Annotated in this window: 28 protein-coding genes; 17 read left to right on the plus strand and 11 right to left on the minus strand. The window is 62.3% G+C overall.

The window, feature by feature from the left end; translation table 11 throughout:
- The first annotated feature begins 65 nt into the window (after positions 1–65).
- The gene (locus tag GJR96_RS12280; protein WP_151163181.1) at positions 66–962 is read left to right on the plus strand and encodes a hypothetical protein; all 897 of its coding nucleotides are present in this window, start codon (positions 66–68) and stop codon (positions 960–962) included.
- Here the strand turns inward: GJR96_RS12280 and GJR96_RS12285 are convergent.
- From GJR96_RS12285 to GJR96_RS12305, 5 genes are all read right to left on the minus strand, one after another.
- Positions 959–1,891 (minus strand): hypothetical protein, encoded by a 933-nt coding sequence (locus GJR96_RS12285; protein WP_151163182.1) that lies wholly within the window; start codon positions 1,889–1,891, stop codon positions 959–961. The two genes, GJR96_RS12280 and GJR96_RS12285, sit on opposite strands and share 4 nt — an antisense overlap.
- 42 nt (positions 1,892–1,933) lie before the next feature.
- On the minus strand, positions 1,934–2,542 hold the full coding sequence (locus tag GJR96_RS12290) for an ArsR/SmtB family transcription factor (protein ID WP_151163183.1): 609 nt from the start codon (positions 2,540–2,542) through the stop codon (positions 1,934–1,936).
- 185 nt (positions 2,543–2,727) lie between these two features.
- Complete coding sequence (locus GJR96_RS12295) at positions 2,728–3,777, minus strand: tyrosine-type recombinase/integrase (protein ID WP_151163184.1); 1,050 nt, start codon at positions 3,775–3,777, stop codon at positions 2,728–2,730.
- On the minus strand, positions 3,767–4,213 hold the full coding sequence (locus GJR96_RS12300) for a DUF5805 domain-containing protein (RefSeq protein ID WP_151163185.1): 447 nt from the start codon (positions 4,211–4,213) through the stop codon (positions 3,767–3,769). The genes GJR96_RS12295 and GJR96_RS12300 overlap by 11 nt, the downstream gene beginning before the upstream one ends.
- 1,306 nt (positions 4,214–5,519) lie before the next feature.
- Entirely contained in the window at positions 5,520–6,227 is a 708-nt protein-coding gene (locus GJR96_RS12305; protein ID WP_151163186.1) for an SOS response-associated peptidase, read from the minus strand.
- Positions 6,228–6,315: 88 nt separating this feature from the next.
- Here GJR96_RS12305 and GJR96_RS12310 point away from each other — a divergent pair, with 88 nt between their 5' ends.
- The 5 genes from GJR96_RS12310 (at position 6,316) to GJR96_RS12330 (ending at position 10,347) form a co-directional block, all read left to right on the plus strand.
- Positions 6,316–7,071 (plus strand): ribonuclease H-like domain-containing protein, encoded by a 756-nt coding sequence (locus tag GJR96_RS12310; protein WP_151163187.1) that lies wholly within the window; start codon positions 6,316–6,318, stop codon positions 7,069–7,071.
- 90 nt (positions 7,072–7,161) lie between these two features.
- Entirely contained in the window at positions 7,162–7,485 is a 324-nt protein-coding gene (locus GJR96_RS12315) for a hypothetical protein (protein ID WP_151163188.1), read from the plus strand.
- 68 nt (positions 7,486–7,553) lie between these two features.
- Entirely contained in the window at positions 7,554–8,240 is a 687-nt protein-coding gene (locus tag GJR96_RS12320) for a dolichyl-phosphate hexose transferase (RefSeq protein ID WP_151163189.1), read from the plus strand.
- An 86-nt stretch (positions 8,241–8,326) separates the two neighbouring features.
- The gene (locus GJR96_RS12325; protein WP_151163190.1) at positions 8,327–9,460 is read left to right on the plus strand and encodes a DUF3179 domain-containing protein; all 1,134 of its coding nucleotides are present in this window, start codon (positions 8,327–8,329) and stop codon (positions 9,458–9,460) included.
- A gap of 80 nt (positions 9,461–9,540) precedes the next feature.
- Positions 9,541–10,347 (plus strand): hypothetical protein, encoded by an 807-nt coding sequence (locus GJR96_RS12330; RefSeq protein WP_151163191.1) that lies wholly within the window; start codon positions 9,541–9,543, stop codon positions 10,345–10,347.
- A gap of 9 nt (positions 10,348–10,356) precedes the next feature.
- On the opposite strand, the gene GJR96_RS12335 is transcribed toward GJR96_RS12330, so the two are convergent.
- Positions 10,357–10,560 (minus strand): DUF5800 family protein, encoded by a 204-nt coding sequence (locus GJR96_RS12335; RefSeq protein WP_151163192.1) that lies wholly within the window; start codon positions 10,558–10,560, stop codon positions 10,357–10,359.
- 123 nt (positions 10,561–10,683) lie between these two features.
- On the opposite strand from GJR96_RS12335, the gene GJR96_RS12340 reads away from it, so the two are divergent.
- From GJR96_RS12340 to GJR96_RS12365, 6 genes are all read left to right on the plus strand, one after another.
- Entirely contained in the window at positions 10,684–11,535 is an 852-nt protein-coding gene (locus GJR96_RS12340; RefSeq protein ID WP_151163193.1) for a polymer-forming cytoskeletal protein, read from the plus strand.
- Positions 11,536–11,628: 93 nt separating this feature from the next.
- On the plus strand, positions 11,629–12,501 hold the full coding sequence (locus GJR96_RS12345; RefSeq protein ID WP_151163194.1) for a DUF4349 domain-containing protein: 873 nt from the start codon (positions 11,629–11,631) through the stop codon (positions 12,499–12,501).
- A gap of 83 nt (positions 12,502–12,584) precedes the next feature.
- On the plus strand, positions 12,585–13,760 hold the full coding sequence (locus GJR96_RS12350) for a redox-regulated ATPase YchF (RefSeq protein ID WP_151163195.1): 1,176 nt from the start codon (positions 12,585–12,587) through the stop codon (positions 13,758–13,760).
- 282 nt (positions 13,761–14,042) lie between these two features.
- Complete coding sequence (locus tag GJR96_RS12355) at positions 14,043–15,047, plus strand: CapA family protein (RefSeq protein ID WP_151163196.1); 1,005 nt, start codon at positions 14,043–14,045, stop codon at positions 15,045–15,047.
- An 88-nt stretch (positions 15,048–15,135) separates the two neighbouring features.
- A complete protein-coding gene (locus tag GJR96_RS12360) occupies positions 15,136–15,549 on the plus strand; it encodes a DUF5367 family protein (protein WP_151163197.1) in 414 nt (137 codons plus the stop codon).
- Positions 15,550–15,630: 81 nt separating this feature from the next.
- On the plus strand, positions 15,631–16,398 hold the full coding sequence (locus tag GJR96_RS12365) for an Lrp/AsnC family transcriptional regulator (protein WP_151163198.1): 768 nt from the start codon (positions 15,631–15,633) through the stop codon (positions 16,396–16,398).
- Positions 16,399–16,443: 45 nt separating this feature from the next.
- Here GJR96_RS12365 and GJR96_RS12370 read toward each other — a convergent pair whose 3' ends face one another.
- A complete protein-coding gene (locus GJR96_RS12370) occupies positions 16,444–17,565 on the minus strand; it encodes a pyridoxal phosphate-dependent aminotransferase (protein ID WP_151163199.1) in 1,122 nt (373 codons plus the stop codon).
- A 255-nt stretch (positions 17,566–17,820) separates the two neighbouring features.
- On the opposite strand from GJR96_RS12370, the gene GJR96_RS12375 reads away from it, so the two are divergent.
- Genes GJR96_RS12375 through GJR96_RS12385 form a run of 3 tightly spaced genes read left to right on the plus strand, consistent with a single transcriptional unit; the run spans position 17,821 to position 20,488 of the window.
- Entirely contained in the window at positions 17,821–18,867 is a 1,047-nt protein-coding gene (locus GJR96_RS12375; RefSeq protein WP_151163200.1) for an ABC transporter substrate-binding protein, read from the plus strand.
- On the plus strand, positions 18,864–19,727 hold the full coding sequence (locus GJR96_RS12380) for an ABC transporter permease (protein ID WP_151163201.1): 864 nt from the start codon (positions 18,864–18,866) through the stop codon (positions 19,725–19,727). Before GJR96_RS12375 ends, GJR96_RS12380 begins: the two co-directional genes overlap by 4 nt.
- Complete coding sequence (locus GJR96_RS12385) at positions 19,724–20,488, plus strand: ABC transporter ATP-binding protein (RefSeq protein WP_151163202.1); 765 nt, start codon at positions 19,724–19,726, stop codon at positions 20,486–20,488. Before GJR96_RS12380 ends, GJR96_RS12385 begins: the two co-directional genes overlap by 4 nt.
- Before the next feature lie 6 nt (positions 20,489–20,494).
- Here the strand turns inward: GJR96_RS12385 and GJR96_RS18155 are convergent, their stop codons facing one another.
- The gene (locus GJR96_RS18155; RefSeq protein ID WP_191965859.1) at positions 20,495–20,644 is read right to left on the minus strand and encodes a hypothetical protein; all 150 of its coding nucleotides are present in this window, start codon (positions 20,642–20,644) and stop codon (positions 20,495–20,497) included.
- 120 nt (positions 20,645–20,764) lie between these two features.
- On the opposite strand from GJR96_RS18155, the gene GJR96_RS12390 reads away from it, so the two are divergent.
- Positions 20,765–22,117 carry a DEAD/DEAH box helicase family protein gene (locus GJR96_RS12390; protein WP_151163203.1) on the plus strand — a complete coding sequence of 451 codons (1,353 nt, stop codon included), beginning with the start codon at positions 20,765–20,767 and terminating at the stop codon, positions 22,115–22,117.
- 35 nt (positions 22,118–22,152) lie between these two features.
- Here the strand turns inward: GJR96_RS12390 and GJR96_RS12395 are convergent, their stop codons facing one another.
- Positions 22,153–22,545 carry a transcriptional initiation protein Tat gene (locus tag GJR96_RS12395; protein WP_151163204.1) on the minus strand — a complete coding sequence of 131 codons (393 nt, stop codon included), beginning with the start codon at positions 22,543–22,545 and terminating at the stop codon, positions 22,153–22,155.
- 126 nt (positions 22,546–22,671) lie between these two features.
- Here GJR96_RS12395 and GJR96_RS12400 point away from each other — a divergent pair, with 126 nt between their 5' ends.
- Entirely contained in the window at positions 22,672–24,174 is a 1,503-nt protein-coding gene (locus GJR96_RS12400) for a DUF790 family protein (RefSeq protein ID WP_151163205.1), read from the plus strand.
- A gap of 21 nt (positions 24,175–24,195) precedes the next feature.
- Here GJR96_RS12400 and GJR96_RS12405 read toward each other — a convergent pair whose 3' ends face one another.
- A complete protein-coding gene (locus GJR96_RS12405; protein WP_151163206.1) occupies positions 24,196–24,732 on the minus strand; it encodes a DUF7122 family protein in 537 nt (178 codons plus the stop codon).
- Complete coding sequence (locus tag GJR96_RS12410; protein WP_151163207.1) at positions 24,729–25,670, minus strand: RsmB/NOP family class I SAM-dependent RNA methyltransferase; 942 nt, start codon at positions 25,668–25,670, stop codon at positions 24,729–24,731. Before GJR96_RS12410 ends, GJR96_RS12405 begins: the two co-directional genes overlap by 4 nt.
- Between the last annotated feature and the right edge of the window lie 188 nt (positions 25,671–25,858).

The raw sequence follows: 25,858 nt of genomic DNA on the forward strand, positions 1-25,858 counted from the left end.
TTTTCGCGCGAGAGACGTTTTCCCGAAGCGCAACCTGTTTAGCGGGCCACCACGACCATCCGATGATGACAGAGACGGTGCGCGTCGCCGTTCCGCGGAAGGGACGCCCCCTCGAAGCGGTGCTCGAACGGTTCGCTACGACCGACAGCATCGCCGAGGTGGCAGACGAAATCATCTCGACGCTCAGGTTCGAGAAGTCCGTTACGAAGGGCCATACCCATCCGGAACGAGACGTGTACGAACGCCTCGCTGATTACAGCGACCTTTCGGACCCGACGTCTCCCGAGTATTCGCTCTTACGCGACGACCGAGAGGGCATGCCCCGTCGAATCGTCTTCGACAGCGTCGTCTTCGAAATCGACGGCGTGGACATCCATCTCGTCGGCCGCGAAGAACCATTCCGCGCCCTCCGGACCCACGAGTTCGGTCTCGGATTCGACAGCGCCGACCTCGTCCTCGAAGAAGTCGTCACACTCCAACCCGACGGCATCGGCAGTATCGAAGACGTGAACGCTCGTATCGACCCGATGGACACCGACGTTCGTGTCGTCTCCGGTCTCGGAGATACGGTCTACCACACGCTGATGGCCGACCCCGAGATTCTCCCTCCGGGGTCCGACCTCGACCGGGATTTCGTCGCCGACTACGCCGGTGACCTCTGTATCTCGCCGCGATACGAGCGTCTCGTCGAAGCGGTGCTCGGGACACGGTGTCTCGACGATGTCACGTTCGCGTACCCCGACGAGGGTCCCGAAGAAGAAGCCGCCATCGCAGAGACCGGTCTCGGCGTCTACCTCACGATGACTGGGTCGACTGCGCGTGAACACGGCCTCGTCCTCGGGGAACACCTCTTCCCGAGTGAGACGGTGTTGATGGAGAACGTCGCAGAGACGACAGACGCCGCCGAGACGGTCAAAGACGCTATCGAATCTCCCGAATTAGAGACCGAACTTCGGGTCTAACCCGACGCCTCGGGCATCTCTTCACCGCAAGCCATCAGCGTCGAGAGGGTCGTGGCCTGCATGCCACCGTCGTCGTTCAGTGCGACGACTGTCGTAACCTCGTTACAGTCGAAACTCGACGGTTCGATGGTGACCGTCTCGGACGCGTCGTTCTCGGTTCTGACGACACGAGCCACGAACTCCCGTTCCTCGGTCAGTGTCACGTCTATTCGCGCATCCGGTTCTATCTGGAACGTGCCACCGAACGCGACTGCTTCTGCGTCGTCTTCGAGACTGAGTTCGACTACGTCGGTCGACCCGGTCGGGTTCACCACCGAGAGCGTTCGTGGCTTCGTCTCCCCGTCGGGGAGCGACCTATCCCCAACTGAAACCGACAATGGTTCGTCTGCTGTGACGACCGGCGGTGAACACGCCATCCGCGTGGCCGCACCACTGACCGAGATGTCTCCTTCCTCGGGTGAAAACGTCGTCCACGACCGATTACAGTCGAAGTTGGCCGGCGTGACGACTTCGGTCGCCGTCGCATCTGTCTCGATGTCGGTGACAGTCACTTCGTAGTCTGCGGGGAGTCTGAGGGAGAGAGAAACCTCGGCGGTGGGGTGCAGTTCGTACGTCTCGTGGTGCCCATCCCCGACGGTAGGCGCTACTCTGACTCGAACGGTCCACGGTTCGGATTCGGTGGGTGTCAGACGGACGTGGTGTGGTTTCACAGCCCCGTCGTCGGGTGAGGGGGCGTCGCCGACGACGGCCGTGAGTCGTTCGCCCGACTCGACGACGACTGCGTCGACTGGTCCGGGGGTTGGGTCCGGCGTCGGGTCGGGGGTCGGGTCGTCGTCCTCGTCCGTTCCGTCGTTCGCGCTTGCGGTACAGCCAGCGAGTGCCGCCGCGAGACCGGTACCGGTCGCGGCGAGGAAGGCTCGTCGTTGCACACGCTCCCCGAAGAAGGGGGAGACCTTCCCCCTATGTGTAACTCAAAGACGCCTTTGAGTCCACACGGTAGCGAGGCTCACGGCGAGCGTCAGGAGTACGCCCACGGCGAGGACGATAGCCCCCGGTCCGTCGACGTACCCTGCGAAGAATGCGGGGGAGAAGACGTCTGGAGTTCCGGGCGTCCGCAGCACTTGCGGACGCGGTTGCTGGTTCGTCCAGACGACCTGTACCAGCACGCTCGCGACCACCGAGAGACCGACGCCGGTGACGAGGTTTCTGAGGCCGGTGGCGAGGCGTTCTGGTCGCTCCACACCCGCGAAGAGAACGACGGTGGAGTTCGTCGGACCGTACACGGTCATCTCTCGACCCTGCGCCGAGACCCAGGTCGTCACGGGTTCCACTAACTCGGCGTCGACCAATCGGTCGAGGTGGTAGCTGACGGTCTGGAGAGTCGTGTCGAGCACGTCGGCCAGCTCAGACGCGGGGCGAGGGTCGTCGTAGATTTCTGCGAGGAGGGACCGCGCAGTCGACGACGACAGTGCCGCGAGAACGTCGTCCGCCGCGGGGTCGTCGAGGGAGAGGAGGAGTGGGGCTATCTCTCGGTCGCCAAGCGATTCGGCAGCGGGTTTGAGCGGTAACAGCGAACTCACGTTTCGTCCGAGAGAGTCGGTCGATGGCTAAAGAGGCATCTAAGAGTCAAACGGCCGTTTGAGCCAACCCCTTGCCCGAACCTGTCTGACGGTCACGGTTCAGCCGCGTTCCACGACCGACTGACACTGATTGGATATCGCGACATACAATTCATAAGTCGTGCACCGGACACCCGATTCACCACTCAGAGGAGTGAATAAATGTTCGATTCGTACGTCTCTCGCACTCTATCGCCCCAATTGTGGGTGTAGGTGTCGATGATGTCGCCGGCGACGTCGCCACGGAGGTACTTGACGATACCTCGGTCACCGGTCCTGTCGCGAAGGTGGGTGGTGAAGAAGTGCCTGAAGTAATGCGGTGTCACGTTCTCTTCGCGGTCACCACCCCTGCGGTACCACCCTACATCGGTGGCGTGCGAGGTGACGATGTGGTGGACCGCATCGGGAGTCAGGCGTGTACCCCACCCCGACGACGTCCCCACGAACAGCGGTTCTGCGGGTGACTTGGAGTCCGGTCGGACCGCTAGCCAGCGGAGGAGCACCGTCTCTAACTCGTCGTCGACGGGGACGACTGTCGAGCGTTTTCGCTTGTTCGAGGCGGTACGAGTCTCGCCATTCGTGACCATCCCGACGCTCGGTTCCGACGAGACGTATACCGACGGCCCCCGTCCATCGAGTGCTGCACGGGTCGATACACCGTCTACTGGTGTGTCGACAGAGAGTGACAGGTCACGGACGTCGAGGTTGCACAGTTCACCGACACGCATTCCGGTCTTGAGCAGGGTGACGACGAGTGCGTGCTCCAGTGGATGGCGGATGTCACGGACGAACCCCCGCATTTGTGAGACCGAAACCTCTCTCCGGGCGGGGTTCGAGTCGATTTTCTCGTCCATCTCCTCCATCACGAGGCCCATCGGGTTGGAGTCGAACACGCCGACCTGGGCCATATAGGCGTAGAACCGGTGTAAGTAGGAGGCATAGGTCGCCACGGTACTGGGTGCGACTGCCCGGTTTCGAAGCGTGTGAATCCACGCCATACAGTCGCGATGGCTGGCGTCGTCGACGGATTTCGCAGTTCCAGTGGGGTTTCGAGAGGGGTCACCGAGGAACGTCTCGAACTCGCGGAGGACGCGTTCGTAGGCACCGCGGGTTCGGTCTGTCTTCCCGTGATAGGTCATATCCTGGAGGAAATACCCGACGGGGTCTTCCACGTCTGCCGGTCGTTCAGCGGCCATCGTCCTCCGCTAAGGTGTACCCACCATGTCGCCCACTGTACACAACTCTCCCCTCTGATTGGAGGTCTTGCAGGGTCGATTCGAGGCGGTCTTCGATGTCGTCTGTGAGCGCCGAGACGAGGTCGTCCCACGACTGGTGTGATTCGGCCGTGAGTGTCTCGACGACACGGGCCGTGAGCCCATCGTTGTTTTCACCCGAAATATTATGATTTGAACTCTCGGTCTGGAGGGCCGTCTTCTCCCCCTCTACCCCCGGAGTTACGTCCGTCTCATTGCCCCTCGAAGGGACCTCGAAATCTGCCCGACCAGCCTGTACCATCGTCCTGACAAATTCACTCTGACTCATGTCGAGTCGGTCGGCGTGGGCCTTCCAAATCTCCTTCTGGTGGGTGGGGACGTAGGTCTGGACTGTCGCCCGGTCGTCCTCGTCGCTCATACCGGGTCGACTCGGGGGCCGATATTCAATCTACCGGCACTGTCCAGAATAAGGGACTTTATCTGAAATTGTACAAGTAGATTTTTGGCGAAATTCAGAGGTTATCGTGAATAGTGCAACCATCAAATTGCCATACTGCAGGTATAATTCCGAATATAGATATCTGCTCAACGACGTCGATTTTGACCGTTTCGAGCGAATCTGGGAGTAGTGTGACAATCTGTACTGAGGCAAACGACAGAATCGCTGCACAGTCATCTCAGATTCAGTAAGCGTCACGTAAATTAGATGGGTGTTTGTGTGGTGTTTACCCTTGGAGTCAGACACCGAAGTTGCTGTTCCAGCGGGTCCGTTATTCCACAACAAAATAGTATGAAATATTATGTTACCTCGAACGATGGTCTCGTTCCCTTGTCTTTAATCCTGGTAACTATAATTCGAAAAAATATGTGTCGGGTGCCTGTGATAACAGCATAATATTACTCATCGATAAAATTGAAATATATATCCGAATCCCTCACTATCTATCCCGATTCGATTACTGAAAATTAGTCGATGAGTACAGGCGTATTTCGAGCTGAATAAATTGATACTACTCGTTCGGAAGTGCTTCGAAACAAAGGGCCGATTTCTAACTCAAATAGAGGGCACTCCCGGCAGATAGTGTTGTACGAGAACAACACGAGAGTAGTAGAAACTCTGTCGCCGTTCGGGAGTCGACGACAGGGCAATACAGAGGAGGAACGCCCGGATATGACGCCCGGTCTGACCCGCGTAGATGTGAGCAGAGTGACGTCGATGGTGTGGGACTGGGCCAATCCACTCAACGGGTGAGATACCGCTCAGCGCCCCGCTGTGGCGTTTCAGTGCGTCTCTTTCGCCGGGTGACCGCATCTTCGACCATCGATCCCGGAGGGGACCTCGACAGACACACCGGTAGTGAACGCACACTGCACACTCCGTCACCAGCGTGACACCCATCCAGCGTGTACTGGTCCCGCGATAGTCTGATGAGGGCTCACTTCGCACTCAGTGCAGTCTGCTGCGGTACCAACGGAATATCTCGACCCACCACAGACACACTCTCTCTTCGTCTTGACGAGAAATCGCACCGTCCACGAGTGAACTGAGGAATTCCAGCGATTTCGGGTGCGAGCAGTGGTTTCACTCGACGATAGCGCTGTTCGACGGACAACCCGTATATCGTATATCGCGATACACAATACTACTTTCTCGACCCCGCTCGTCGAGATGAGAATTCACAGCGATTCGACCGGGAGAGATGATTCTCCCGATGTTCTCCGTGCTACACCTCGACTCGCTGTATCAAGTCCGCCGCGTCGTTCGCGGGACTGTTCACGCTGGTCGAAACCGGGTACGCCGTCAACTCGTCGTCTGGGTACGAGTCGAGGAGCGTCGCTGCCTCGTCGGCGTCGCCGTGAAGCCACGTCTCTTCTTCGTCGGGAGCGAGGACGACGGCCATCCGGTCGTGTAACTCCGAGATGAGGTCGTTCGGTTCGGTCGTGACGACAGTGAACGTCTCCAGTGGTTCCTGCTCGCGAGAGGGCCCACCGCTCCCGAAATCACCGAGACCTGTCTGTTTCGTCGACGGCACCCATCGCTCCCAGAGGCCGGCCATTGCGAACGGTCGGTCGTCTTGGAAGGCGACTCGGTACGGTTGTTTGCCCCCACTGCCGGTCTTCGTCCACTCGTAGAACCCGTCCGCGGGGACGAGACACCGCCGCGATTCGTACGCGTCCGCGAAACTCCGCTTCTGGCGAACCGTCTCTCCGCGGGCGTTGATGCGGTCGTTCCCGACTTTCGGACTGTCGGCCCACGACGGGACGAGACCCCACTTCAGGAACCGAAACTCGTCGGGTGCCTCGTTCGTGACGACCGGGAGTTCTTGACCGGGTGCGCAGTTGTACCGCGGTTCCAACGGCCGTGTCGGTTCCGCACCGAACCGCTCTCGGAGGTCTTCTGGAGGCGTAAACAGCGTGTATCGACCACACATACCTTCGACGTAGGTGCGGTGTGGGTAAAACGCCCGCGGCGGTCAGACGACGACGCATTTAGGGTTACCCCGCTCTCCGATACGATACATGCGAATCGAGAACAGTTTCATCCCCGTCCGTGGCGTGGGAGAACGGACGGAACGCAATCTCTGGCAATCCGGGGTCACACACTGGGACGAGTTCGACCCGGCACTCGTCGGCGGCAAGACGGCCGACCGAATCGAGTCGTACATCGCGGAGGCGACGGCGCACCTCGACGACGGAAACTCTCACTTCTTCGACGACTCCTTCCCGTCCGGTGAGCGGTGGCGACTCTACGAGAACTTCCGCGACGAGACGTGTTTCTTCGACATCGAGACGACGGGTCTGTCACCCGAGCGAGACGCTGTGACCACCGTCTCGTTCTACCACGACGGCGAGACGACGACGCTCGTCCGCGGCGATACCTTGACTGCCGACGCCCTCGCCGAGCAGTTCGCCGATGCCAAACTCATCGCGACGTTCAACGGCGCGCGGTTCGACGTCCCGTTCCTCGAAACCTCGTTCGACGTCGATATCGACGTTCCACACGTCGACTTGATGTATCCGTGCCGGACGCTCGACCTGACCGGCGGTCTGAAGCAAATCGAGACGGACATCGGTATCGAGCGTGACCGCCCGGATATCTCGGGCCGCGACGCGGTTCGACTCTGGCGCGAGTACGAACGCGGTGACGAATCGTCGCTCGAGACACTCGTCTCGTACAATCGCGAGGACACCGTCAACCTCGAACGTCTCATGGAGACGGTCACTGACCGACTTCACACGCGCGCCTGCGAAGGGCTGGACACGACGTTCGCCTGATCTGTTTCCGTGTCGTGGAGGCGTTCGTGGCCGATTCCTCTCGTCGCAGAATCACACCCCTTTTTTGCCCCCCGTACCCACCCGGCGCACATGACCGAGGACCCCGAGGCCGAGGACGCCGGCACAGACCCCGACGTAGAGGCGGACGAATCGGCCGACGACGCCGCTGTCGACGGTGAGACCCAGCAGGCCGCCGACGGCGGCACGGACGACGACGAGAACGGGAACGGCTATGGCGACGACGAAACCGTCCCGCACGTCGAACTCGAACTGTACGAACTCTCTGTCCGCGTCAGCGGACAATCGACCGACGAACTCGAAGACGTGGAGTCGTCTGCGACTCGTCTCATGAACTTCCTCATCGACCAGGCGAAGCAACTCGAAGACGAACCCGACACGCGCGGACTGAGCTAAATCTCCGGCTGTAGTGCTGTTTTTGGCGAACCTAAAAGTTCAAGTCGAGGCGACGGTAATCCCGCCCAATGAACGCGTACACTTTCGACGACGTGGCCGTCGTGATGGGGACGTACAACGAAGAGCAAGCCATCGGGTCGGTTCTGGCCGACATCGACCGTATCACCGATGGACGGGCAGAAGTCGTCTGCGTCGACGGGTCTGACGACCGAACCCCGCAAATCGCGCGGAAGATGGGCGCTCGCGTCATCGAACAGGAACCGCAGGGATACGGCGTCGCGGTGGAGGCTGCGGTTCTCGCACCTGACCGCTCCGTCGTCGTCACCACTGACTGCGATGACACGTACCCGATGGAGTACCTCCCGAAGTTCCTCGACCTGATAAACGACGGGTACGACGTGGTCTCGGGTGACCGAATCTCGATGGGTGCCGAGACGATGCCACGACTCAATCGCCTCGGAAACGTCGCGTTCGCCCGCCTCGCGAGTTTCCTCATGGGTGCGACGGTACACGATACAACGACGGGAATGCGGGCGTATCGACGCGAGGTGCTCCACGACATCGACTGGACAGAGAACACTGGCCTCTCCGCAGAGTTGCTCATTCGCCCCGCGATGCGTGGGTACAAGATTGCTGAAGTGCCCATCCCGTACCGCGAACGCGCCGGTGAGACCAAACTCGACCCCTTCGCCGGTGGCGCGGCAATCGCGAAGTCTATCGTAACAGTCGCGCTCGAAGAGCGGTTCCGGTTCTAAGCTACCGCGATTTCACTTCTCGGTCGGTCGTGCGAACTGTCACCAGACCGCACGTCGTTCTTACGTGATTCGAACGAACGTGGAGTATGAACCGTCGCCGTTTCCTCGCCACACTCGGGTTCACGTCTGCACTCGCGGGGTGCCTCGGGAGTGACCCACCGGTCGCAGACGACGCCGACGCGAGTAACTCCGGTACCACTGCTGGTGGCACCGAATCCCCCCGCACCGGACCGTTCGACCTCCCAATCCCCGAAGACGAACTCCGTCGAGGGGCACCGAAAGACGCGATTCCGGCCATCACGGCTCCGGTCTTCTCCGACGACTGGTCCGGGTTCGACGAGGTCAACGTCGAACTCGGCGACTCCTTCGAGGTGGTCGGCGTCGAACTCGACGGTATCGTCCGTGCCTACCCACTCGCCATCCTGAACTGGCACGAAATCGTCAACGACACGTTCGATGGTCGTCCTGTCGTCGTGACCTACTGTCCTCTCTGCGGGAGCGCCGTCGTCGCGGACCGACTCGTGCAGGGCGAAGCCACCTACTTCGGCGTGTCGGGGTTCCTCTGGATGTCCGACCTCGTGATGTACGACGACCGGACGAACTCACTGTGGAGTCAGGTGCTCGCTACCGCGATTCGGGGCGAACTGACCGGTGACACACTCTCGCTCCTCCCGGCCACCATCTCGACGTGGGGTGAGTGGAAGGCGTCGCACCCCGATACCGAAGTGTTGGTCCCGCCGCCCGTCTCCGGGACGATTCGTGGCCGGCAGACCCGCCGCTACGAGGTGAATCCGTACACGAGTTACCAGCAATCCAGTTCGATAGGCATCGGTTTCAACGACGACGTCGACGAACGATTGCACCCCAAGACGTCTGTCATCGGCGTCACCTCAGGCGGCGTCGCGCGTGCGTATCCATTCGACCCGGTGTCGAAGGCCGGCGTCGTCAACGACCGGGTTGCCGACCTTCCAGTCGTCGTCGCCGCCACGACAGACGGCACGCTGGTCGCTTACGTCCGCCGCGTCGATGGCACGGTTCTCGAATTCGAGCGAGATGGCGAGTTCCTCGTCGGGGGTGGGTCGCGGTGGGATATCGTCACGGGGCGTGCACTCGACGGACCGCACGAGGGGACGGCCCTGACCCGTGCTAACGACCGCTCGCCGATGTTCTGGTTCGCGTGGGCCGACTTCAACCCCGGAACTGAGATTTACGGCACGTAACCCAGACAACGATAACCTCTTCGATGGGTGTACTCGTGTGACAAGAGACTTATACTCGCACCTAGCACCTCTGTGCTACCGTGTCCCCTCGTACCCGCGTCGTCGTCGCGTTCGTCCTCCTCCTCGGCACACTCGGCACAGCAGCGTCCTACGGATTTGCGTACGATTCCCGTCTCGGTCAACACGCCGTCAGTGTCGGCTTCGACCCGGTCTCCGGTGACGTTCCCGACGCCGCCGAAGTCACTCCCGTCGAGCGTCTCCCGTCCGAGGCGGCCGATACGGTCCGAACCGGTGTCGAAGATAGCTACGTCTCCGTCTACAGAGACGACAGAGACGACCTGACGGACGCACTCGAATCGCTCTCGGGGTACGTCCGCGTCGACGGCGAGGTGTACCAAGTGTTTCAGGTGGCCGACGAGAACATGACGCTGTTCGGCCCACTGCTCACGTTGACTGCGATGTTCCTCTCGATGGGACTCCTCGGATTCGGCGTGGCCGCACTCCGAACAGGCGGATTCAGACCGCTCTCCGTCACGGCATCGCTGTCGATTCCGGGCGTCGCGCTCGCAGTCGACGTTGCCGCCACTGTCGCCGACTCAGTTGTGACGTTCTCGGGCGGTGCGGACCTCCCAGTCGTCCCCGCAGCGACTGGCCTCGCAGTCGTCGGCGTCGCGGTTCGGAAGCGCGACTGGCGACTCGCACTCGGTGGCTTCGTCGTCGTGATGGCCGTCGCCTCGTTCGCCGGACGCCTCGGTGGTACCTCACTCGGTCCGCTCGGCACGCTCCTTCCCGGTATTCCGCTGTTCGTCCTCGGGTACGTCGCCGGCGGTGGCCACGCACCTACCGACCGGTCCGAGACTGCGGTTCGCAGAGAAGAGGCGGCGTGAGAGAGACGACTACGCCGAGTTGAGGATGTCGCGGACACGACGCGGTTCGCCACCGAGAGACGGGTTCTTTTCGACGATTTTCAGCACTTCGTGGTCGGTCACGTCGGGGTAGGATTTTCCAACTGCCTCCTCGATGAGTTCCTTTTCGAGACGGAACTCCGTGCCTTCGTAGACCACGTCTACGCCATCGTCGTCGAAGGAGAGAATCGTCATATCTGGCATTGCTCTCTGCACGTATTTAAACGCACGCTCCCGAGTTCGCGAACCGAACGACGGCAAAACGTCAGACGTGTGTCTTGCGGACCGTTTATTATGGACCGCGTGTTGGGTCGGGACGTGTCACTGGGGACGGACCCACTCGAAGCGCTCGAAATACCCGACGAGACGACGGTCGAAGAACACGACCTCGTGACCGACGGCGACGTCGTCGTCGGTGGGCAGAGTACTATCGAGTTCGGAGTCCGTGGCCGAAACGTACTGGCCGGCGAACGCGTCACGTTCGGCGGCGATATCGAGGCAGAAGGCGACTGTCGACTCGATTTGTTGAACGACGTGGCCGGGAACGTTCTCGTCGGTGAAGACGCGTACCTCGGCGAACGCGTCCACATCGGTGGCCGACTCATGGTCTCCGGCGACCTCGACATCGGCGACGACGTGGACATCGAAGAGGGGTTCGAAGCCAATGGATGGATCGTCATCCGCAACCCGGTTCCCACGCTCGTGTTCTACTTCATCGTCCTCTCGCAACTGCTTCGGCTCGGAGAAGACGAGGCAGCGGACGAACTCGCCGAGACGCTTCGGGGCGAATCGGCGAACGACCCACTCGTGATTCCCCGGAACGCCACCGTCTCGGACGACGCGTGGCGTGTCTCGACGCCGGCGGAAATCGGGTCCTCGTGCCGTATCCACGGGAACATTCGCGCGAAGTCTATCGAACTCGGCGAAGACAACAACGTCTTCGGAAGTCTCCGCGCCCGCAACGACATCGTCGTCGGGTCGGGAACCCGAATCCACGGCGACGTGACGACTCGAAACGGCGAGGTCATCATCGAAGAGGGTGCACGTGTCCTCGGCGACGTCTCCTGTAAGGACCTCTTGCTCGAAGAGGGTGCCCTCGTCGATGGGACGATGCGGGCCCGTGGCGAGATGCGTATCCATCGCGACAACCTCGAACGAGATATCGAGTGACTCGGGCCTGACAGCGGTGGCCCCTGCGCGGTAAGAACAAATCGCTGTTTGTGTCTACCCAACGATTAACCCACGACAGAGAGACTGTCGTCTATGGACAAACGACTGAAATTTCTCGCAGTCGCCCTCCTCGTAGTTCTCGCTGGGTGTACCGGCGGGAGTGCTGGTGGCGGCGGTGATGCCGCCAGCGGTGAGAGCGTGACGCTCTCTGCCGACGCGACTGGCGGTGCGGAAGTCGAGCAAGCAGACGGTGGGAGCGACGACGTTCTCCAGATAGAACAACGCGCCGTCATCAAAAACGGCTACGTCAGACTGACCGTCGACGAGTTCAACACCTCTCGCGACGCCGTCGAGTCGACGGCCGAATCCTACGGCGGGTTCGTCAGCGACTCGAACGAACGAGTCAACCGTCGAAGCGGTGGCACGTACCGTTCTGGCGAACTCGTGGTTCGCGTCCCTTCGGACAACTTCGCGGCGTTCGTCGAAGAGACGAAGACGCTCGGCGAAGTCGAACGCGTCGAGACGAATTCGGAAGACGTGACCGACCAGTTGGTCGATATCGAAGCGCGTCTGAGCAACCTCCGCGCGCAACGTGACCGCCTTCGGGCACTCTACGAGCAGGCGAACACGACCGAAGACATCCTCGCCGTCGAACGACGCCTCACCGAAGTACAGACCGAAATCGAACGACTCGAAGCACGACAGGCGTCGCTGGAAAACCGCGTGGCCCTCTCGACGGTTCGTATCTCCCTCTCTGAGGAACCGCCCGGCCCGGCCCAGTGGTACGATACGCCGGTCTTACAGGCGTTCTCCGAGTCGGTCAACGGCGCATTCGTGGCCCTCCGCGCAGTCGTCGTCGCGTTCGCCTACGCCCTGCCGTACATCGTCGTCTTCGGTGGTCTCTTGGCACTCTTCGGGGGCGGTGTGGTCGTCGCTGGTCGGGCGGCGTACAGGCGGTTAACCTAACTCACCTGTTGGCCGGTTGTCGTTCTCGTTTTCGCCCCCGCACGCGGCGAGCGTTTTTCCGCCTCCGCGACGTTCGTCAACGCATGCTCTCACTCGCACTCGCCGGAAAACCGAACGCCGGCAAGTCGACGTTCTACACTGCTTCGACGCTCGCGGAGGTGGACGTGGCTAACTATCCCTTTACGACTATCGACGCCAATCGGGGTGTCACGCACGCGCGAACGCGATGCCCCTGTTTGGACCGCGACGAACGCTGTGGAAACTGCGAAGACGGGATTCGGTACGTTCCGGTCGAACTCGTGGACGTCGCAGGCCTCGTCCCCGGTGCGCACGAGGGGCGTGGCCTCGGCAACCAGTTCCTCGACGAACTGACGAACGCCGACGTCATCGTCAACGTCGTCGACGCCTCCGGCGGCACGAACGCCGAGGGTGAACCCGTCGAAGTCGGGACGTTCGACCCCGTCGAGGAAGTCGACTTCATCGAAGAGGAACTCGAACAGTGGTTGGCAGGTATCGTCCACCGAAACTGGGAGTCCGTCGTTCGGAAGTCTCGCTCTCCCGATTTCGACCTCGACGACGCCCTCACAGACCTCTTGACCGGCGTGGGTGCGACCGAACACGATATCGCCATCGTTCTGCGCGAACTCGACTACTCACCGAATCCACGCCAATGGACCGACGACGACCGAATCACGCTCGCGCGCGCGATTCGCCGCCGGACGAAACCTATCGTCCTCGTCGCCAACAAAGTCGACATCGCCCCCGAAGAGAACCTCGAACGCCTCGCTGACACGGGCAAACCCGTGATTCCGGCGACTGCCGACGGTGAACTCGCGCTTCGACGGGCGCGTGAGGCAGGTCTCATCGACTACCATCCCGGTGACGACGACTTCGAACTCGTCGGCGACGTGAGTGGGCCACAGGAGAACGGTCTCGAACGAATCCGAGACCTGATGGCCGAACACGGTGGAACCGGGACCCAGACTGCCATCGACACCGCCGTCTACGACGTACTCGACCACATCACGGTCTACCCGGTCCAAAACGAGTCCAAGTGGACCGACGGAACGGGCAACGTCCTCCCCGACGCGTTCCTCCTCCCGCGTGGGTCGACACCCCGTGACCTCGCGTACGCGGTTCACTCAGACATCGGCGAGGGGTATCTCCACGCCGTCGACGCGCGGTCGAAACGTCGCATCGGAGAAGACCACGAACTGAGCGAGGGCGACGTCATCAAAATCGTCTCGACGGCCAAATAACTGGCAACAGACTGTCTTTTCTGCGATTTGTGTCGGCTCGGAGCGGTCAGTTCGACGTCTGCTCAGCTACTAATAAACCATATATTGCGATACAGAATTGATGGTCTCGACGAGGTCGATTGTGTGTAGGATATGCCTCGAAATGCCGTGCGTGCGCTCTCTCCCGTCCGAATCACGTGCTCTTCCCAGATTCGTTCCAAAATTCGTGAGAAGTGTTGACCATGGTCAACTACGTCTCTCTCGTATGGTGTGTCTCAGCGACGGACAGTCTGGGTGGTTCCGGTGACCGAGACGCTCAGACTCGGGTTCACGGGCGACGTGATGTTCGGCCGATTCGTGAACCAGCGACAGGAGCATCGGCCTCCGCACGCGGTGTGGGGTTCGATGCGAGAACGACTCGATTCACTCGACGGCCTCTTCGTCAACCTCGAATGTTGCCTCTCGACGCGAGGCAGGCAGTGGACGCTCACACCCCACCCGTTCCACTTCCGCGCCGACCCAGACTGGGCACGTCCGGCGTTGCAGGACGTCGGCGTTACGTGGGCGACACTGGCGAACAATCACGTCCTCGACTACGGACAAGACGCCCTCGAAGACACGTTTTCGGCCCTCGAAGCGGGGGGAATTCCGTACACCGGTGCGGGACGGACCGAGACGCACGCGTGGGAACCGAGTCACGTCGTCGTCGACGGACTCGACGTTTCGCTCGTGGCTTTCACCGACAACACACCCGAGTTCGCCGCCGACGGCGACTCACCGGGGACGGCGTACGTCGATATCGACCCGAACGACGAAGCGTGTCTCGAACGAGTAAAGACCACGCTCGAACGCGCCCGAGAGGAGAACCCGGACGTTCTCGTCGTGTCGATGCACTGGGGGCCGAACATGCGCGAGTACCCGCCGGAGTCGTTCCGCGCGTTCGCACACTGGCTAGTCGACTCGGGCGTCGACATCGTCCACGGTCACAGCGCACACGTGTTTCAGGGGGTCGAAGTGTACGACGAGTCGCTGATTCTCTACGACACCGGCGACTTCGTCGACGACTACGCCGTCGACCCAGTCCTTCGAAACGACCGGAGTTTCCTCTTCGAAATCGAGGTATCCCCGACGGGCAGTCTCTTCGACCTTCGGATGGTTCCGACCAAAATCGCCGAGTTCGCCGTCTATCGGGCCTTCCCGACGGTGGCCGAGTGGTGTCGAGAGACGATGCGGCGTCGGTCTGCCGAGTTCGGGACACAGTTCGACGTCGAAGACGAGGCACTCGTCGTCCACGTCGGCGGGCAGTGAGTCGTGGTGGTACGAGACGGGTGACACATGCTCGCCCACCGGCCAAACGGCGGGAACGCTGATACCGGTGGTTCGCGTAGTACCGTGCATGGCAACTCGCTCACAGGTCGCCGCACAGACACGACTTTCCGTGTCTGAGACACGGGTCCTCCTCGGTATCGGACTCGCTATCGCCCTCGTCGCAGGCCTCGTCTTCCGTATCGTCGGCCAACTCGTCTTGGACCCAGCAAATCCGCTCGTCGTGGCGGCCGTCTTCGTTCTGACCGTCCCGTCGATGTGGGTGCTCGCCGTCGCTATCTTCCGGTGGCGTGGTCTCTCTGGCGTCGAGAAACGCGAGGCAGCGGTTCTCCTCGTCGTCCCGGGGATGCTCGTCGACGCGTTCTCGACGGCGCTGTTTTCGGTCGTCTATCCGAACATGAGTCTCGCCGCTGCAGGCCTCTTCGGGGGACTCTTGCTCTTGGCGTACGCGACGGTTCTCGTCGCAGGGTTCCTCTCTCGATGAGGCGACCCGTGCGTATTGTCTTCAACACCCACAGCACTGCGGAACGGGAAACATGTTTTACCCCCGCGTTGACGCAGTGGTATGGGTCACCGCCTTGACGAGATTGACAGGCTTATCCTCCACGCCTTGATGGCCGACGCACGCGGTACCTCCGCACCGATGATTGCCGACGAGGTGAGCGTCTCTCCGGGGACGATTCGCAACCGCATTCGCCAACTCGAAGACGCTGGCGTCCTGACCGGTTACCACGCCAACGTCGACTTCGAACAGACCGGTCACCGCTTTACCAACCTCTTCGTGTGCACCGCACCGGTCCCGGAGCGTGAACGTCTCTCCAAACTCGTCCGCGAGATATCTGGCGTCGTCAACGTCCGCGAACTCCTCTCTGGCCGGGGCAATATCCACGTGCTCGCCGTCGGCGAAGACATGAACGACGTGACACGCATTGGCCGGGAACTGTCGAACCTCGGCCTCGAAATCGAAGACGAGAACCTCGTCCGCCGGGAGTCGTTCGAACCCTACAGTCCGTTCGGACCGAACGAACGGCCCGGGTTCGGTGCGCTAGCCGACGTCGTGAGTCTCGCCGGCGGGTCCGAAGTGGTCGAACTCGTCGTCGCCGAAGACGCCCCAATCGTCGGGAAGACACTCGGTGAAGTCGGTGACGACGACTTGCTCGACGACGACGTACTCGTCGTCTCTATCGAACGCGACGACGACGTGCTCACGCCTCGCGGCGGGACGACTATCGAACCGGACGACGTGGTCACCTTGCTCTCCCGACGCGGTGTCAGTGAGCGCACGATTCAGCTCTTCTCGTCGCCAGACGACTCCGAATCGACCGAGGAGTGAGTTTTCTCCTCGTCCCGAATCGTCTCCGTGAAGGCGGGTATCCAGTCAGACGACGGCGTCGTACGCTTCGCCCATGACCTCGATAGCCTCGCGGAGGGACTCGGTGTCCGTCGCGTACGAGAGGCGGGCGTACCCCGACCCGTTCTCGCCGAACGCCTCGCCGGGGACGATGATGACGCCGCGCTCGATGCACTCGTCGACGAAGCCTTCGGGGACTTCGGGCATCGCGTAGAAGGCACCCTTCGGTGTGGGGACGTGCAGACCGATGTCTTCGAGGCCCTCGACGACGAGGTCACGTCGTTCGCGGAACGTCTCGGTCATCTCGTCGATGCGGTCCTGTGGGCCAGTCAGTGCCGCTTCGGCGGCGAACTGTGCCGGTGCCGACGCACACGCTTGGACGTACTGGTGGACGCGGACCATGCGTTCGACCCGACGCGACGACCCGTGGACCCACCCGAGTCGCCATCCAGTCATCGAGAAGAGTTTCGACGCCGAGTTGACGACGACGACGTTGTCCGTCTCGGCGTACTCGACAGGTGAGCGGTGTTCGCCGTCGAAGACGGTGTACTCGTACACTTCGTCGGAGATGCAGAGCACGTCGTGTTCGTCGGCGATGCGGGCGAACTCCTCGATGTCTTCCGGCGGTGAGACGGCACCCGTCGGGTTTCCGGGACTGTTCACGATGAACGCGGCGGTGTTCTCGGTGAGGGCCGCTTCGACGGCGGCGGGGTCGAGTGTCAGGTCGTCGCGGAGTGCCACCGGGACGGGTTCCCCGCCAGCGAGTTTCGTCAGTGCGTCGTAGGAGACGAATCCGGGGTCGGGGATGATGACCTCGTCGCCCTGATTCACGTGGGCCTCGATGGCGATGTGGAGCGCTTCGCTCCCACCCGCGGTGGCGATGACGTCGTCCGGGTCGAGGTTGATGCCCTGGTCGCGGCGGTGTTTCTCGGCGATTGCTTCGCGGAGACTCAGAATTCCTTTGTTCTCGGTGTAGCCGTCGGCCGCACCCGAGTTGATGGCGTCGATTGCTGCCTCCCGTGCGTGGTCCGGCGCGGGGAAGTCCGGTTGCCCCAGACCGAGGTTGATGGCGTCCTCGCTCGCCGCTTCGAACACTTTGCGGATACCGCTGATGGAGATGCGCTCCACCCGGTCGGAGAAGTGTGTCATACTCTACTCGCCGTCGGCATTCGGGATAGTTCTTCCCACGCATACTCGACCGAAATCGTCGCTCAGTCGATGAGTTTCGGGGGTGAAACCGGTCAAATATTCCTGTATCTGTGAAGGGTTCGATAGTCGAATTCGCGGGTTCTTCGGCCTGCGACGGGCGGAGGGCGAACCTCTGCCGATTTTTCGGCAACCCACGACGCGTCTATCGTTACCGCGTGCGTGCCCCGAATAAGGGTGTAATTCGTAATCGAGGCAATGACAGAGGCACCACGACCGACTTCGACGACCCGCAGACGATTCTTGCAGACCACCGGTCTCGCCGCAACCGCCGGGCTTGCAGGGTGTCTCGGCGGGTCTGGTGGGAGCAGTCTCGACGAACTCAATGTCGCCTACATGCCCATCTACCCCGACATGCAGTACTTCGTGATGCAAGAAGAGGGGTTGTTCGACGAACTCTCCGTCCCGGTGTCGGGCAAGAAGTTCTCCGACGGCCCGAGCATCGTCCAAGCCTCGGCGAAGGGCGACTTCGACGTGATGATGTTCGGCATCGTCCCGGCGATGATTGTCGTCGACAAGGGAATCCCCGCGAAGATAACCGCGGCGAACATCAAGAACGCGATGCAGATTCTCGCCACCGACGAGTTCGCCGCGCTGTACGACGAACACGGAAAAGCGGCGTTCACGAAGTTCGAGGAAGAAAACGGCCGCAAGTTCACCTTCGGTACCTTCCCACCGGGGTCGGTCCCCGACATCCTGCTTCGATACTGGGTCCAGAACACGCTCGGCCTCGACCCAGAAGAGGACGTGAACATCAAGGGCCTCGGCGGGGCGGCGGCAGTCCAACAGGCCCTCCTCTCGAACAAGATAGACGGCACGAGCATCATGGAACCCGTGCCGACGGTGGTCGACGCCAACGATGCACCCTTCCAGTCAATCGCGTGGGCCGGCGACTTCATGCCCGGCCAACCGGCGGCGGTCACGCTCATGCACGACCGACTCCGCGAAGAGAACCGCGAGGTTGCAAGCGAGTTCGTTCGACTCCATCAGGAAGCGACGCAGTTCGTCGCCGACAACCCGCAGACGGCCGCCGAACACGCGAGCACGGTCATCGGTGAGAGCGCACTGCCGGTCGACACCGCTCGTGCAGCGCTCGATTCGCCCGCGTCGGATTTCATCACGAACCCCCACGACATCGAAGGTGGCGCAGAGATTTTCGCCGACTACGCGCAGACGCTCGGCAAGACCGAGGCGCAGTTGACCGTGGACGAACTGTTCGACTACGGTATCTACGACTCGCTATGAGCAACGACGAAGTCGGCACCGGCGTCGTCCTCGGGGAGACCGACGAGCGACTACTCGACCGACTCGCGGCGTTCTCCTCCGAGCAGACGGGCCTCGCGGCCGCCGGTTTCGCTGGCTTCCTCGCCATCTGGTACGTCGCGGCGCTGTTCCAACCGACCTACCTCCTCCCGTCGCCCGTCGAAGTCGCCGCGGCGTTCGTCACCGAACTCACCGCGCCGGCGACGCTCGGGATTCCGTTCACCGGCGTCGAACTTCCGGCGACGCGACTGCTCGCGAAACTCGTCCAGAGTCTCTATCACTACGTCCCGGGTCTCCTTATCGGGACGACGCTCGGCATCACCGCCGGTATCGCCATGGGATGGAACGACCGCGTCGATAGCGTGTTCACGCCCGTGACGCGCATCCTCCGACCGATTCCGCCGCTTGCGTGGATTGGTTTCGCGGTCATCTGGCTCGGCGTCAACCACCGCGGTGCGACGTTCATCGTCGCCATCGGGTCGTTCTGGATTAACTTCTACAGCGCCTACGGCGGCGTCGAAGGCGTCTCGAACGACCTCAAGGAAGTCGCCGCGACGCTCGGCGTCGACGACGACCTGACCATGATTCGGAAGGTCGTCGTTCCGGCCGCCAGTCCGTCTATCATGACCGGTATACGGACGAGTATCGGCCAGTGTTGGATGATTGTCGTCGCGGCCGAACTCATCGTCGGTGTCGGCGTCGGCTACGAGATTCTCAACACGGCACAGAACCTCGCGATGGACGTGTCTGTCGCCTACATGCTCGTCATCAGCCTCGTCTTCCTCGTGAGTGATGGCCTCTTCCGCCGGGTCGAACGGCGGGTACTGGAGTGGAGAGCATGAGTGAACAACTGCACGCTGAGACGACTGTCGCAGTCGAATCGCTCGGCAAGACCTACGAATCCGACCGCCGAACCGTCGAAGCACTCGCCGACGTGGACTTCACCGTCGACGAAGGCGAGTTCGTCTGTATCGTCGGTCCATCTGGCTGTGGCAAGACGACGCTGTTCCGCGTCATCGCGGGCCTCGAAGAGGCGACGACTGGTGCGGTGAAACTCGGCGGCGACCCTGTAACTGGTCCCGGCACCGACCGCGGGATGGTCTTCCAGGAGTACGGCCTGTTCCCGTGGCGAACCGTCGCCGAAAACGTCGCCTTCGGCCTCGAAGAGCAGGGCGTGGAGGAACCAACGCGCTCGGCCCGCGTCGACGAGATGCTCCGTCTCGTCGGCCTCGACGGCTTCGCCGACGCCTACCCGAGGGAACTCTCCGGCGGGATGAAACAACGCGTCGGCATCGCTCGCGCCCTCGCCGTGGACCCCGAACTCCTCCTCATGGACGAACCGTTCGGTGCGGTGGACGCGCAGACCCGCGACATGCTCCACGGCGAACTCCTCGACATCTGGGCGGAGACGGACAAGACCGTCCTCTTCGTCACTCACGACGTGGAGGAGGCCGTCACGCTCGCCGACCGCGTGGTCGTCATGGCCGCGAATCCGGGCCGCGTCCGCGAAATCGTCAGTGTCGATATCGAGCGTCCGCGGGAGCGAACCGACCCCGTGTTCGCAGAGTACGTCGAGCGGATTCGTGGACTCATCGGGGAGTGAGTGCCCTTACTCGCGCGCCTCGCGCAGTTCGTCTACCGCGGCGTCGATGACCGACAGCGTCGCGTCGGCGTCCACGTATCCCTTCTCGTACTCCGACATCGCGCTGTTGTAGTCGCTGAGGAACTGTGCCACTGCGTCGTCCAGTTCGTCGCTCATACACGTCCGTTGTCCCGCCATCTGATTTGAACCTTCGGCACGTGGACGAAGCGACGACCTGCTCCGGCAATCCGGGCCCGGACCGTCGATTTATCACCACGCCTCGCCAACGCGCCGGTAGTGACGACACTCCGCTTCGAGGACGGGACTGTCCACATTGCGACCGAGGACGAACGGGTCGGTGCCGCACTCGCCGGTCTGCCGAGCGTCGAATCCGACCCGCGGAGCGGTGGCTACAGAGCGCCCGCGATGCAGTACGCCGCGATTCGTGACGCCATCGAGGCGGTCGGAATCGACCCCGACGACCGAATCGGAACCGGCGACGACCTCTCGCTGTCGACCGCCTACGACCTCCGCGAGTACCAGCAAGCGGCCCTCGACGCGTGGCTCGACGCCGGCAGTCGCGGCGTGGTCGAACTCCCCACGGGCGCGGGGAAGACAGTCCTCGCCGTCGGTGCGATGGTCGCGCACTCGGTGCCGACGCTCGTCGTCGTCCCGACCATCGACCTACAGGACCAGTGGATACGCGAACTCGAAACCGAGTTCGACGTGCCAGTCGGCCGGTTCGGCGGCGGCGAGCAACGACAGGAGGCTATCACGGTTTCGACGTACGACTCGGCGTACCTCCGTGCCGACGCCGTCGGCGGCGACTTCGGACTCGTCGTCTTCGACGAGGTTCACCACCTCGGCGGCGAAGGGTATCAGGACATTCCGCGCTTCCTCACGGCACCCGCGCGACTCGGCCTGACGGCGACGTTCGAGCGACCTGACGGCGCACACGAACGCGTGGCGGAACTCGTCGGCCCGCGAGTCTACCACCTCGACGTGGACGACTTGGCTGGCGAGCACCTCGCCGACTACGAAGTCCGCCGAATCGAGGTCGAACTCACGTCCGAGGAACGCGAGACGTACGACGAGGCGCAATCGACCTTCGTGAACTACCTGAAGTCGTCTGGGCTGTCGATGCAGTCGGGGAGCGACTACCAGAAACTCGTAATGCGTTCGGGGAACGACCCGCGGGCACGGGAGGCCCTCCTCGCCAAGCAACGTGCCCGCGACGTGATGATGAACTCCGACGCGAAGGTGGACAAACTGGGCCGACTGCTCGCACGCCACCGCGACGACCGAGTCATCATCTTCACCGCTTCGACGGACCTCGTCTACCGAATCGCGCGGCGATTCCTCGTCCCGCCAATCACGAGCGAGACCGGAACCAAAGAACGCAGAGAGATACTCGCTCGCTTCCGCGACGGCACCTACGACACCGTCGTCGCGGCCAACGTCCTCGACGAAGGGGTAGACGTGCCCGACGCGAACGTCGGAATCCTCCTCTCCGGGTCAGGGTCGGAACGCGAGTTCACCCAGCGACTCGGTCGGATTCTCCGCCCGAAGGCCGACGACTCGACGGCGTTGCTCTACGAACTCGTGAGCGTCGAGACGGCCGAAGAACGGGTCGCAGACCGGCGACGGTAGGATGAGATGGTTGATGGTTGGCAGGGGACGGCAGCCTAGACCAGTGATACGTCTATCTCGCCGTTGCTGACGAAGGCGTCGTACTCGACGTCGAACTCGACACTGTAGGGTGTGGTCTCACCCGACGGAACCGTCACCCCGACGTCCTGAATCGACTCGGTCCCATCGACGACGATTCGGACTCGAACCGTCGCGACCCGTTCGGACCCCGAGTCGTTGACAACCTCACCGAAGACGCGGAGACGGCCATCGTCGGTGGCCTCGAAGTCGAAGTTCGCGATGCGGACGGGTGGCACCTCCGGTGTGTTCCGCGGTTCACCGGCGGGTGCCTCCGGTGGGTTCCGCGGCCCCGTCGCGTTCGGGAGTCCGCTCAAACACCCCGACGAGAGACCGACTGCGACCAGTCCGAGGAGGCGTCGTCGCTCCATACGCTCCGGTCCGGCGCGGGGGCCATGAACCTTGTCGTCCACGTCGGCGGGCGGGTCACCACTTCGAGACGACGGCCGGACCGGAGGCCCGAGGTGCTTTTGTCTCGCGCTCTCTACGTGTCGATAGTGCTGACGAAGGACCTGCTTCGGGTGTCACGCGCGGGTGGTGGGTATCACCCGCAGTTCGCCGGCAGAGGTGACCGACCACTCGCCGCGAAGACCATCGGCGTCTTCCAGCGTCACGTCGGTGACTCGCGGGCCAGTCTCGACGATTCACTCGCGGCGCTCGAATCGGAGGCCGACGACTTCAAACTCGCCAGAGGGTTCGCGTCGCTCCTCGACCGCGAGGCGGTGTTCGGGACTGACGCGCCGCTTCCACCGGTTCGCGCCCGACGCGCCGCGTTCGAGGCAGCGATGGCGACTGGTGGCGTGACGACGCCCGAGGAACGCGACACTGCGCTCGACCGTGCGGCGTCGACACTCGGGTCGACTGCCGAAGTGGTCGATTCGTCGCTCACCGCCGACCGTGAGGTCGAACAGGTTCTCACCGACTTCGACCCGCGATGGACGCCGGACGAGTTGCTGGTGCAATACAACTTATCGCTCGCCCAGACCGCGCTCTTCGACGCCACCGAGGTTCGCGTCCGTAGTTCGGACCCGAAAGCGCTGGTCTCCGCAGTCAAGCGCTTGCGACTGATGTACGAGATTCGGAAGACCGACGCCGGCCGCGAAGTCGTCGTCACCGGCCCTGACGCGCTGTTTCAGCGAACCCGACGCTACGGAACCGCCTTTGCGCGTCTGCTTCGGTCTGTCGCGAGCGCGGGCGAGTGGCGTCTGACGGCGACTATCGACGACAGAGGCCGCGAACGCGAGATGGTCCTCACGAGCGACGACGTGTCGGTTCCGGGCGTCGAACCGATGGCCGAACCCGGATTCGACAGCGACGTGGAGTCCGACTTCGCCGCCCGCTTCCGTGGTCTCGACTTCGACTGGCGACTCGTCAGGGAACCCGAACCGCTGGAGACCGGAACGAGCGTGATGATTCCCGACTTCGCCTTCGAGTACGAGTACGGCGACTTCCGCGTGTTCTTCGAAATAATGGGCTTTTGGACACCGGAGTACGTGGAAAAGAAGTTACGACAACTCGCCGACGTGGAGGACGTTGAACTCGTCGTCGCCGTGGACGAATCGCTCGGTGTCGGCGAGGAAATCGCCGCCCGCGACCACCGCGTCGTTCCGTATTCGGGGTCCGTACGTGTGAAAGACGTCGCAGATGTCCTTCGAGATTACGAGGCGGACCTCGTCGCCGATGCGGCGTCGTCGCTCCCGGCGGAACTCACACCAGACGCGGACGTGGTGTCGCTCGCGGACCTCGCTGCGAGGCACGGTGTTGCCGTCGACGCCCTCGACGACGTGGTGTTTCCTGACCACGAACTCGTCGGGCGGACGTTGGTCAGGCCGTCCGTCCTCGACTCGGTCGCTGCTGCGGTCGAGCCGGGAACGTCCCTCTCCGAGGCTGAATCTGTGCTCGACGAGTGGGGTCTCGACGACGCGAGCGCAGTCCTCTCTCGACTCGGCTATCGTGTCGAGTGGGAGGGACTGACCGGCGGGACGCTCCGCGAGAAGTGAGAAATCGAGGCGCAGAACCCGTCAGTCGAGTTTCTTCAGGTCTTCTTGGCGACCCTTCGGAACCGTCGAGCGGAGTTCGCCGTGGAGGTAGAGTCCGACGCCGAGCGGTTCGCGTTCACCGGCGAGTTCGTGGGCGGCGACGAGGTATCCCCAGTCGCCTTCCCACCAGTCGAGTTGTTGGTCGTGGCCGGCGACGAACGCCTTGGCCTCACCCGGACTGAGTTCGATGACGTTCTTCGTCGCGTCGCGGCAGAACCGCTGGACCGCGTTGGTCGATGGCTTCCAGTGTCGCTGTCGCGTTCGGAGGATACGCATCCCGAGGCCTTCGACCTGAATCGGGTCGACCATCTCGGCGGGGAACGCCCAAATCTTCCCTGCGCCTTTCTCCCAGAACGTGTAGTGGTCGAACGTCTCCGGGTCGAGGCCGAAGCGCTCTTCCCACCAGTCGACGACTTCCTGTCGCGAGGGACGGCCTTCGACCACGCGGTCTTCCGGGGTCTCCGGGAGACGGTCGAACTGCTGGCCCCAGTTTTCGTCTTCGGCGGTTTCGTCTCTCATCCCTGCACCTCCAGTTTCGCGGTGAAGAACCCGCCCGTATCGTTCTGGTGGGGATAGACGCGGCGTGCCTTGGTGACCGAGGGGTCGTACTCGTCGTCTTCCCACTCCGTGACGCCCGGCGACGCTTCGAACGCGTCGGGAACGTCCCACTCGACGAGTTCGCAGTCTTCGCGTTCGAGGACGAAGTCGAGGACTGCTTCGTTCTCCTCGGGTGCGAACGTACACGTGGAGTAGACGACGCTCCCCCCGGGTTTCGTCACCTGCACGGCGCGGCGAAGGATACCCTTCTGGATGCCGGCGACGCTCTGGACGTGGTTCATCGTCCACTCGTCCAGCACGTCGGGGTTCTTTCGGCATGTTCCCTCGCAGGAACAGGGGGCGTCTACGAGGACGCGGTCGAACTGGTCGAACGCGCCCGGTTTCTCGGGGTTCTGCTCGCCGAACGGTTTCATCGAGAAGTTACGCGCGTCCTGATTGGTCACGACCAGATTGGTCACCCCGAGTCGCTCGGCGTTGTGGCGGAGCGCCGAGAGTCGCCCGAGGTTGTTGTCGTTGCCGACGAGGACGCCCTCGTCGTTCATCATGGCGGCAATCTGGGTCGTCTTCGACCCCGGTGCCGCACAGGTGTCCCAGACCCGTTCGCCCGGTTGTGGGTCGAGTGCGATGGCCGGAAGCGCCGACACTTCCTCTTGGCCGTGAAGCCATCCGTGGAAGTAGGGCCAGTTCGTCCCTGCCGTACTGTCTTCGAGTTTCAGGATACCGGGGTGCCAGTCCGTCTGTTCGTAGGCGACGCCCTCGTCGTCGAGGGCCTCGCGGGCACGCTCCACCGTGGTCTTGATGGTGTTGACCCGGACGACTGAGGGGAGAGGCCGCTCACAGGCCTCGAAAAATGCCTCCTCGTCGTCGACGAGTGGCGCGTACCGCTGGAGCGGGTTCATACAACTCGATTCTGTGGGGGCGCGTTTGTCGGTTTCGGAGTGGCGGGAACGCACCCGTGCCCGACGTGGATGCAAACCGTGGGGGGCACTCCCCGAAACATATCGGGTTATTTTCCCTGAAATGTCAATAACTGGCCTTTTAACGTCTCAAACGAGATAATTGGGAGATTACACTTATCTCTGATATT

The sequence above is a fragment of the Haloferax litoreum genome (assembly GCF_009674605.1).
In the GTDB taxonomy this organism is placed as follows: domain Archaea; phylum Halobacteriota; class Halobacteria; order Halobacteriales; family Haloferacaceae; genus Haloferax; species Haloferax litoreum.

Coding starts and splice junctions, on each gene's coding strand:
- GJR96_RS12335 (WP_151163192.1), bottom strand. CDS start 10,560: ATGACGATTCTCTCCTTCGACGACGATGGCGTAGACGTGGTCTACGAA.
- GJR96_RS12405 (WP_151163206.1), bottom strand. CDS start 24,732: ATGAGAGACGAAACCGCCGAAGACGAAAACTGGGGCCAGCAGTTCGAC.
- GJR96_RS12375 (WP_151163200.1), top strand. CDS start 17,821: ATGACAGAGGCACCACGACCGACTTCGACGACCCGCAGACGATTCTTG.
- GJR96_RS12360 (WP_151163197.1), top strand. CDS start 15,136: ATGGCAACTCGCTCACAGGTCGCCGCACAGACACGACTTTCCGTGTCT.
- GJR96_RS18155 (WP_191965859.1), bottom strand. CDS start 20,644: ATGAGCGACGAACTGGACGACGCAGTGGCACAGTTCCTCAGCGACTAC.
- GJR96_RS12315 (WP_151163188.1), top strand. CDS start 7,162: ATGACCGAGGACCCCGAGGCCGAGGACGCCGGCACAGACCCCGACGTA.
- GJR96_RS12345 (WP_151163194.1), top strand. CDS start 11,629: ATGGACAAACGACTGAAATTTCTCGCAGTCGCCCTCCTCGTAGTTCTC.
- GJR96_RS12395 (WP_151163204.1), bottom strand. CDS start 22,545: ATGGAGCGACGACGCCTCCTCGGACTGGTCGCAGTCGGTCTCTCGTCG.
- GJR96_RS12370 (WP_151163199.1), bottom strand. CDS start 17,565: ATGACACACTTCTCCGACCGGGTGGAGCGCATCTCCATCAGCGGTATC.
- GJR96_RS12295 (WP_151163184.1), bottom strand. CDS start 3,777: ATGGCCGCTGAACGACCGGCAGACGTGGAAGACCCCGTCGGGTATTTC.
- GJR96_RS12320 (WP_151163189.1), top strand. CDS start 7,554: ATGAACGCGTACACTTTCGACGACGTGGCCGTCGTGATGGGGACGTAC.
- GJR96_RS12305 (WP_151163186.1), bottom strand. CDS start 6,227: ATGTGTGGTCGATACACGCTGTTTACGCCTCCAGAAGACCTCCGAGAG.
- GJR96_RS12350 (WP_151163195.1), top strand. CDS start 12,585: ATGCTCTCACTCGCACTCGCCGGAAAACCGAACGCCGGCAAGTCGACG.
- GJR96_RS12380 (WP_151163201.1), top strand. CDS start 18,864: ATGAGCAACGACGAAGTCGGCACCGGCGTCGTCCTCGGGGAGACCGAC.
- GJR96_RS12325 (WP_151163190.1), top strand. CDS start 8,327: ATGAACCGTCGCCGTTTCCTCGCCACACTCGGGTTCACGTCTGCACTC.
- GJR96_RS12280 (WP_151163181.1), top strand. CDS start 66: ATGACAGAGACGGTGCGCGTCGCCGTTCCGCGGAAGGGACGCCCCCTC.
- GJR96_RS12385 (WP_151163202.1), top strand. CDS start 19,724: ATGAGTGAACAACTGCACGCTGAGACGACTGTCGCAGTCGAATCGCTC.
- GJR96_RS12310 (WP_151163187.1), top strand. CDS start 6,316: ATGCGAATCGAGAACAGTTTCATCCCCGTCCGTGGCGTGGGAGAACGG.
- GJR96_RS12365 (WP_151163198.1), top strand. CDS start 15,631: ATGGGTCACCGCCTTGACGAGATTGACAGGCTTATCCTCCACGCCTTG.
- GJR96_RS12410 (WP_151163207.1), bottom strand. CDS start 25,670: ATGAACCCGCTCCAGCGGTACGCGCCACTCGTCGACGACGAGGAGGCA.
- GJR96_RS12300 (WP_151163185.1), bottom strand. CDS start 4,213: ATGAGCGACGAGGACGACCGGGCGACAGTCCAGACCTACGTCCCCACC.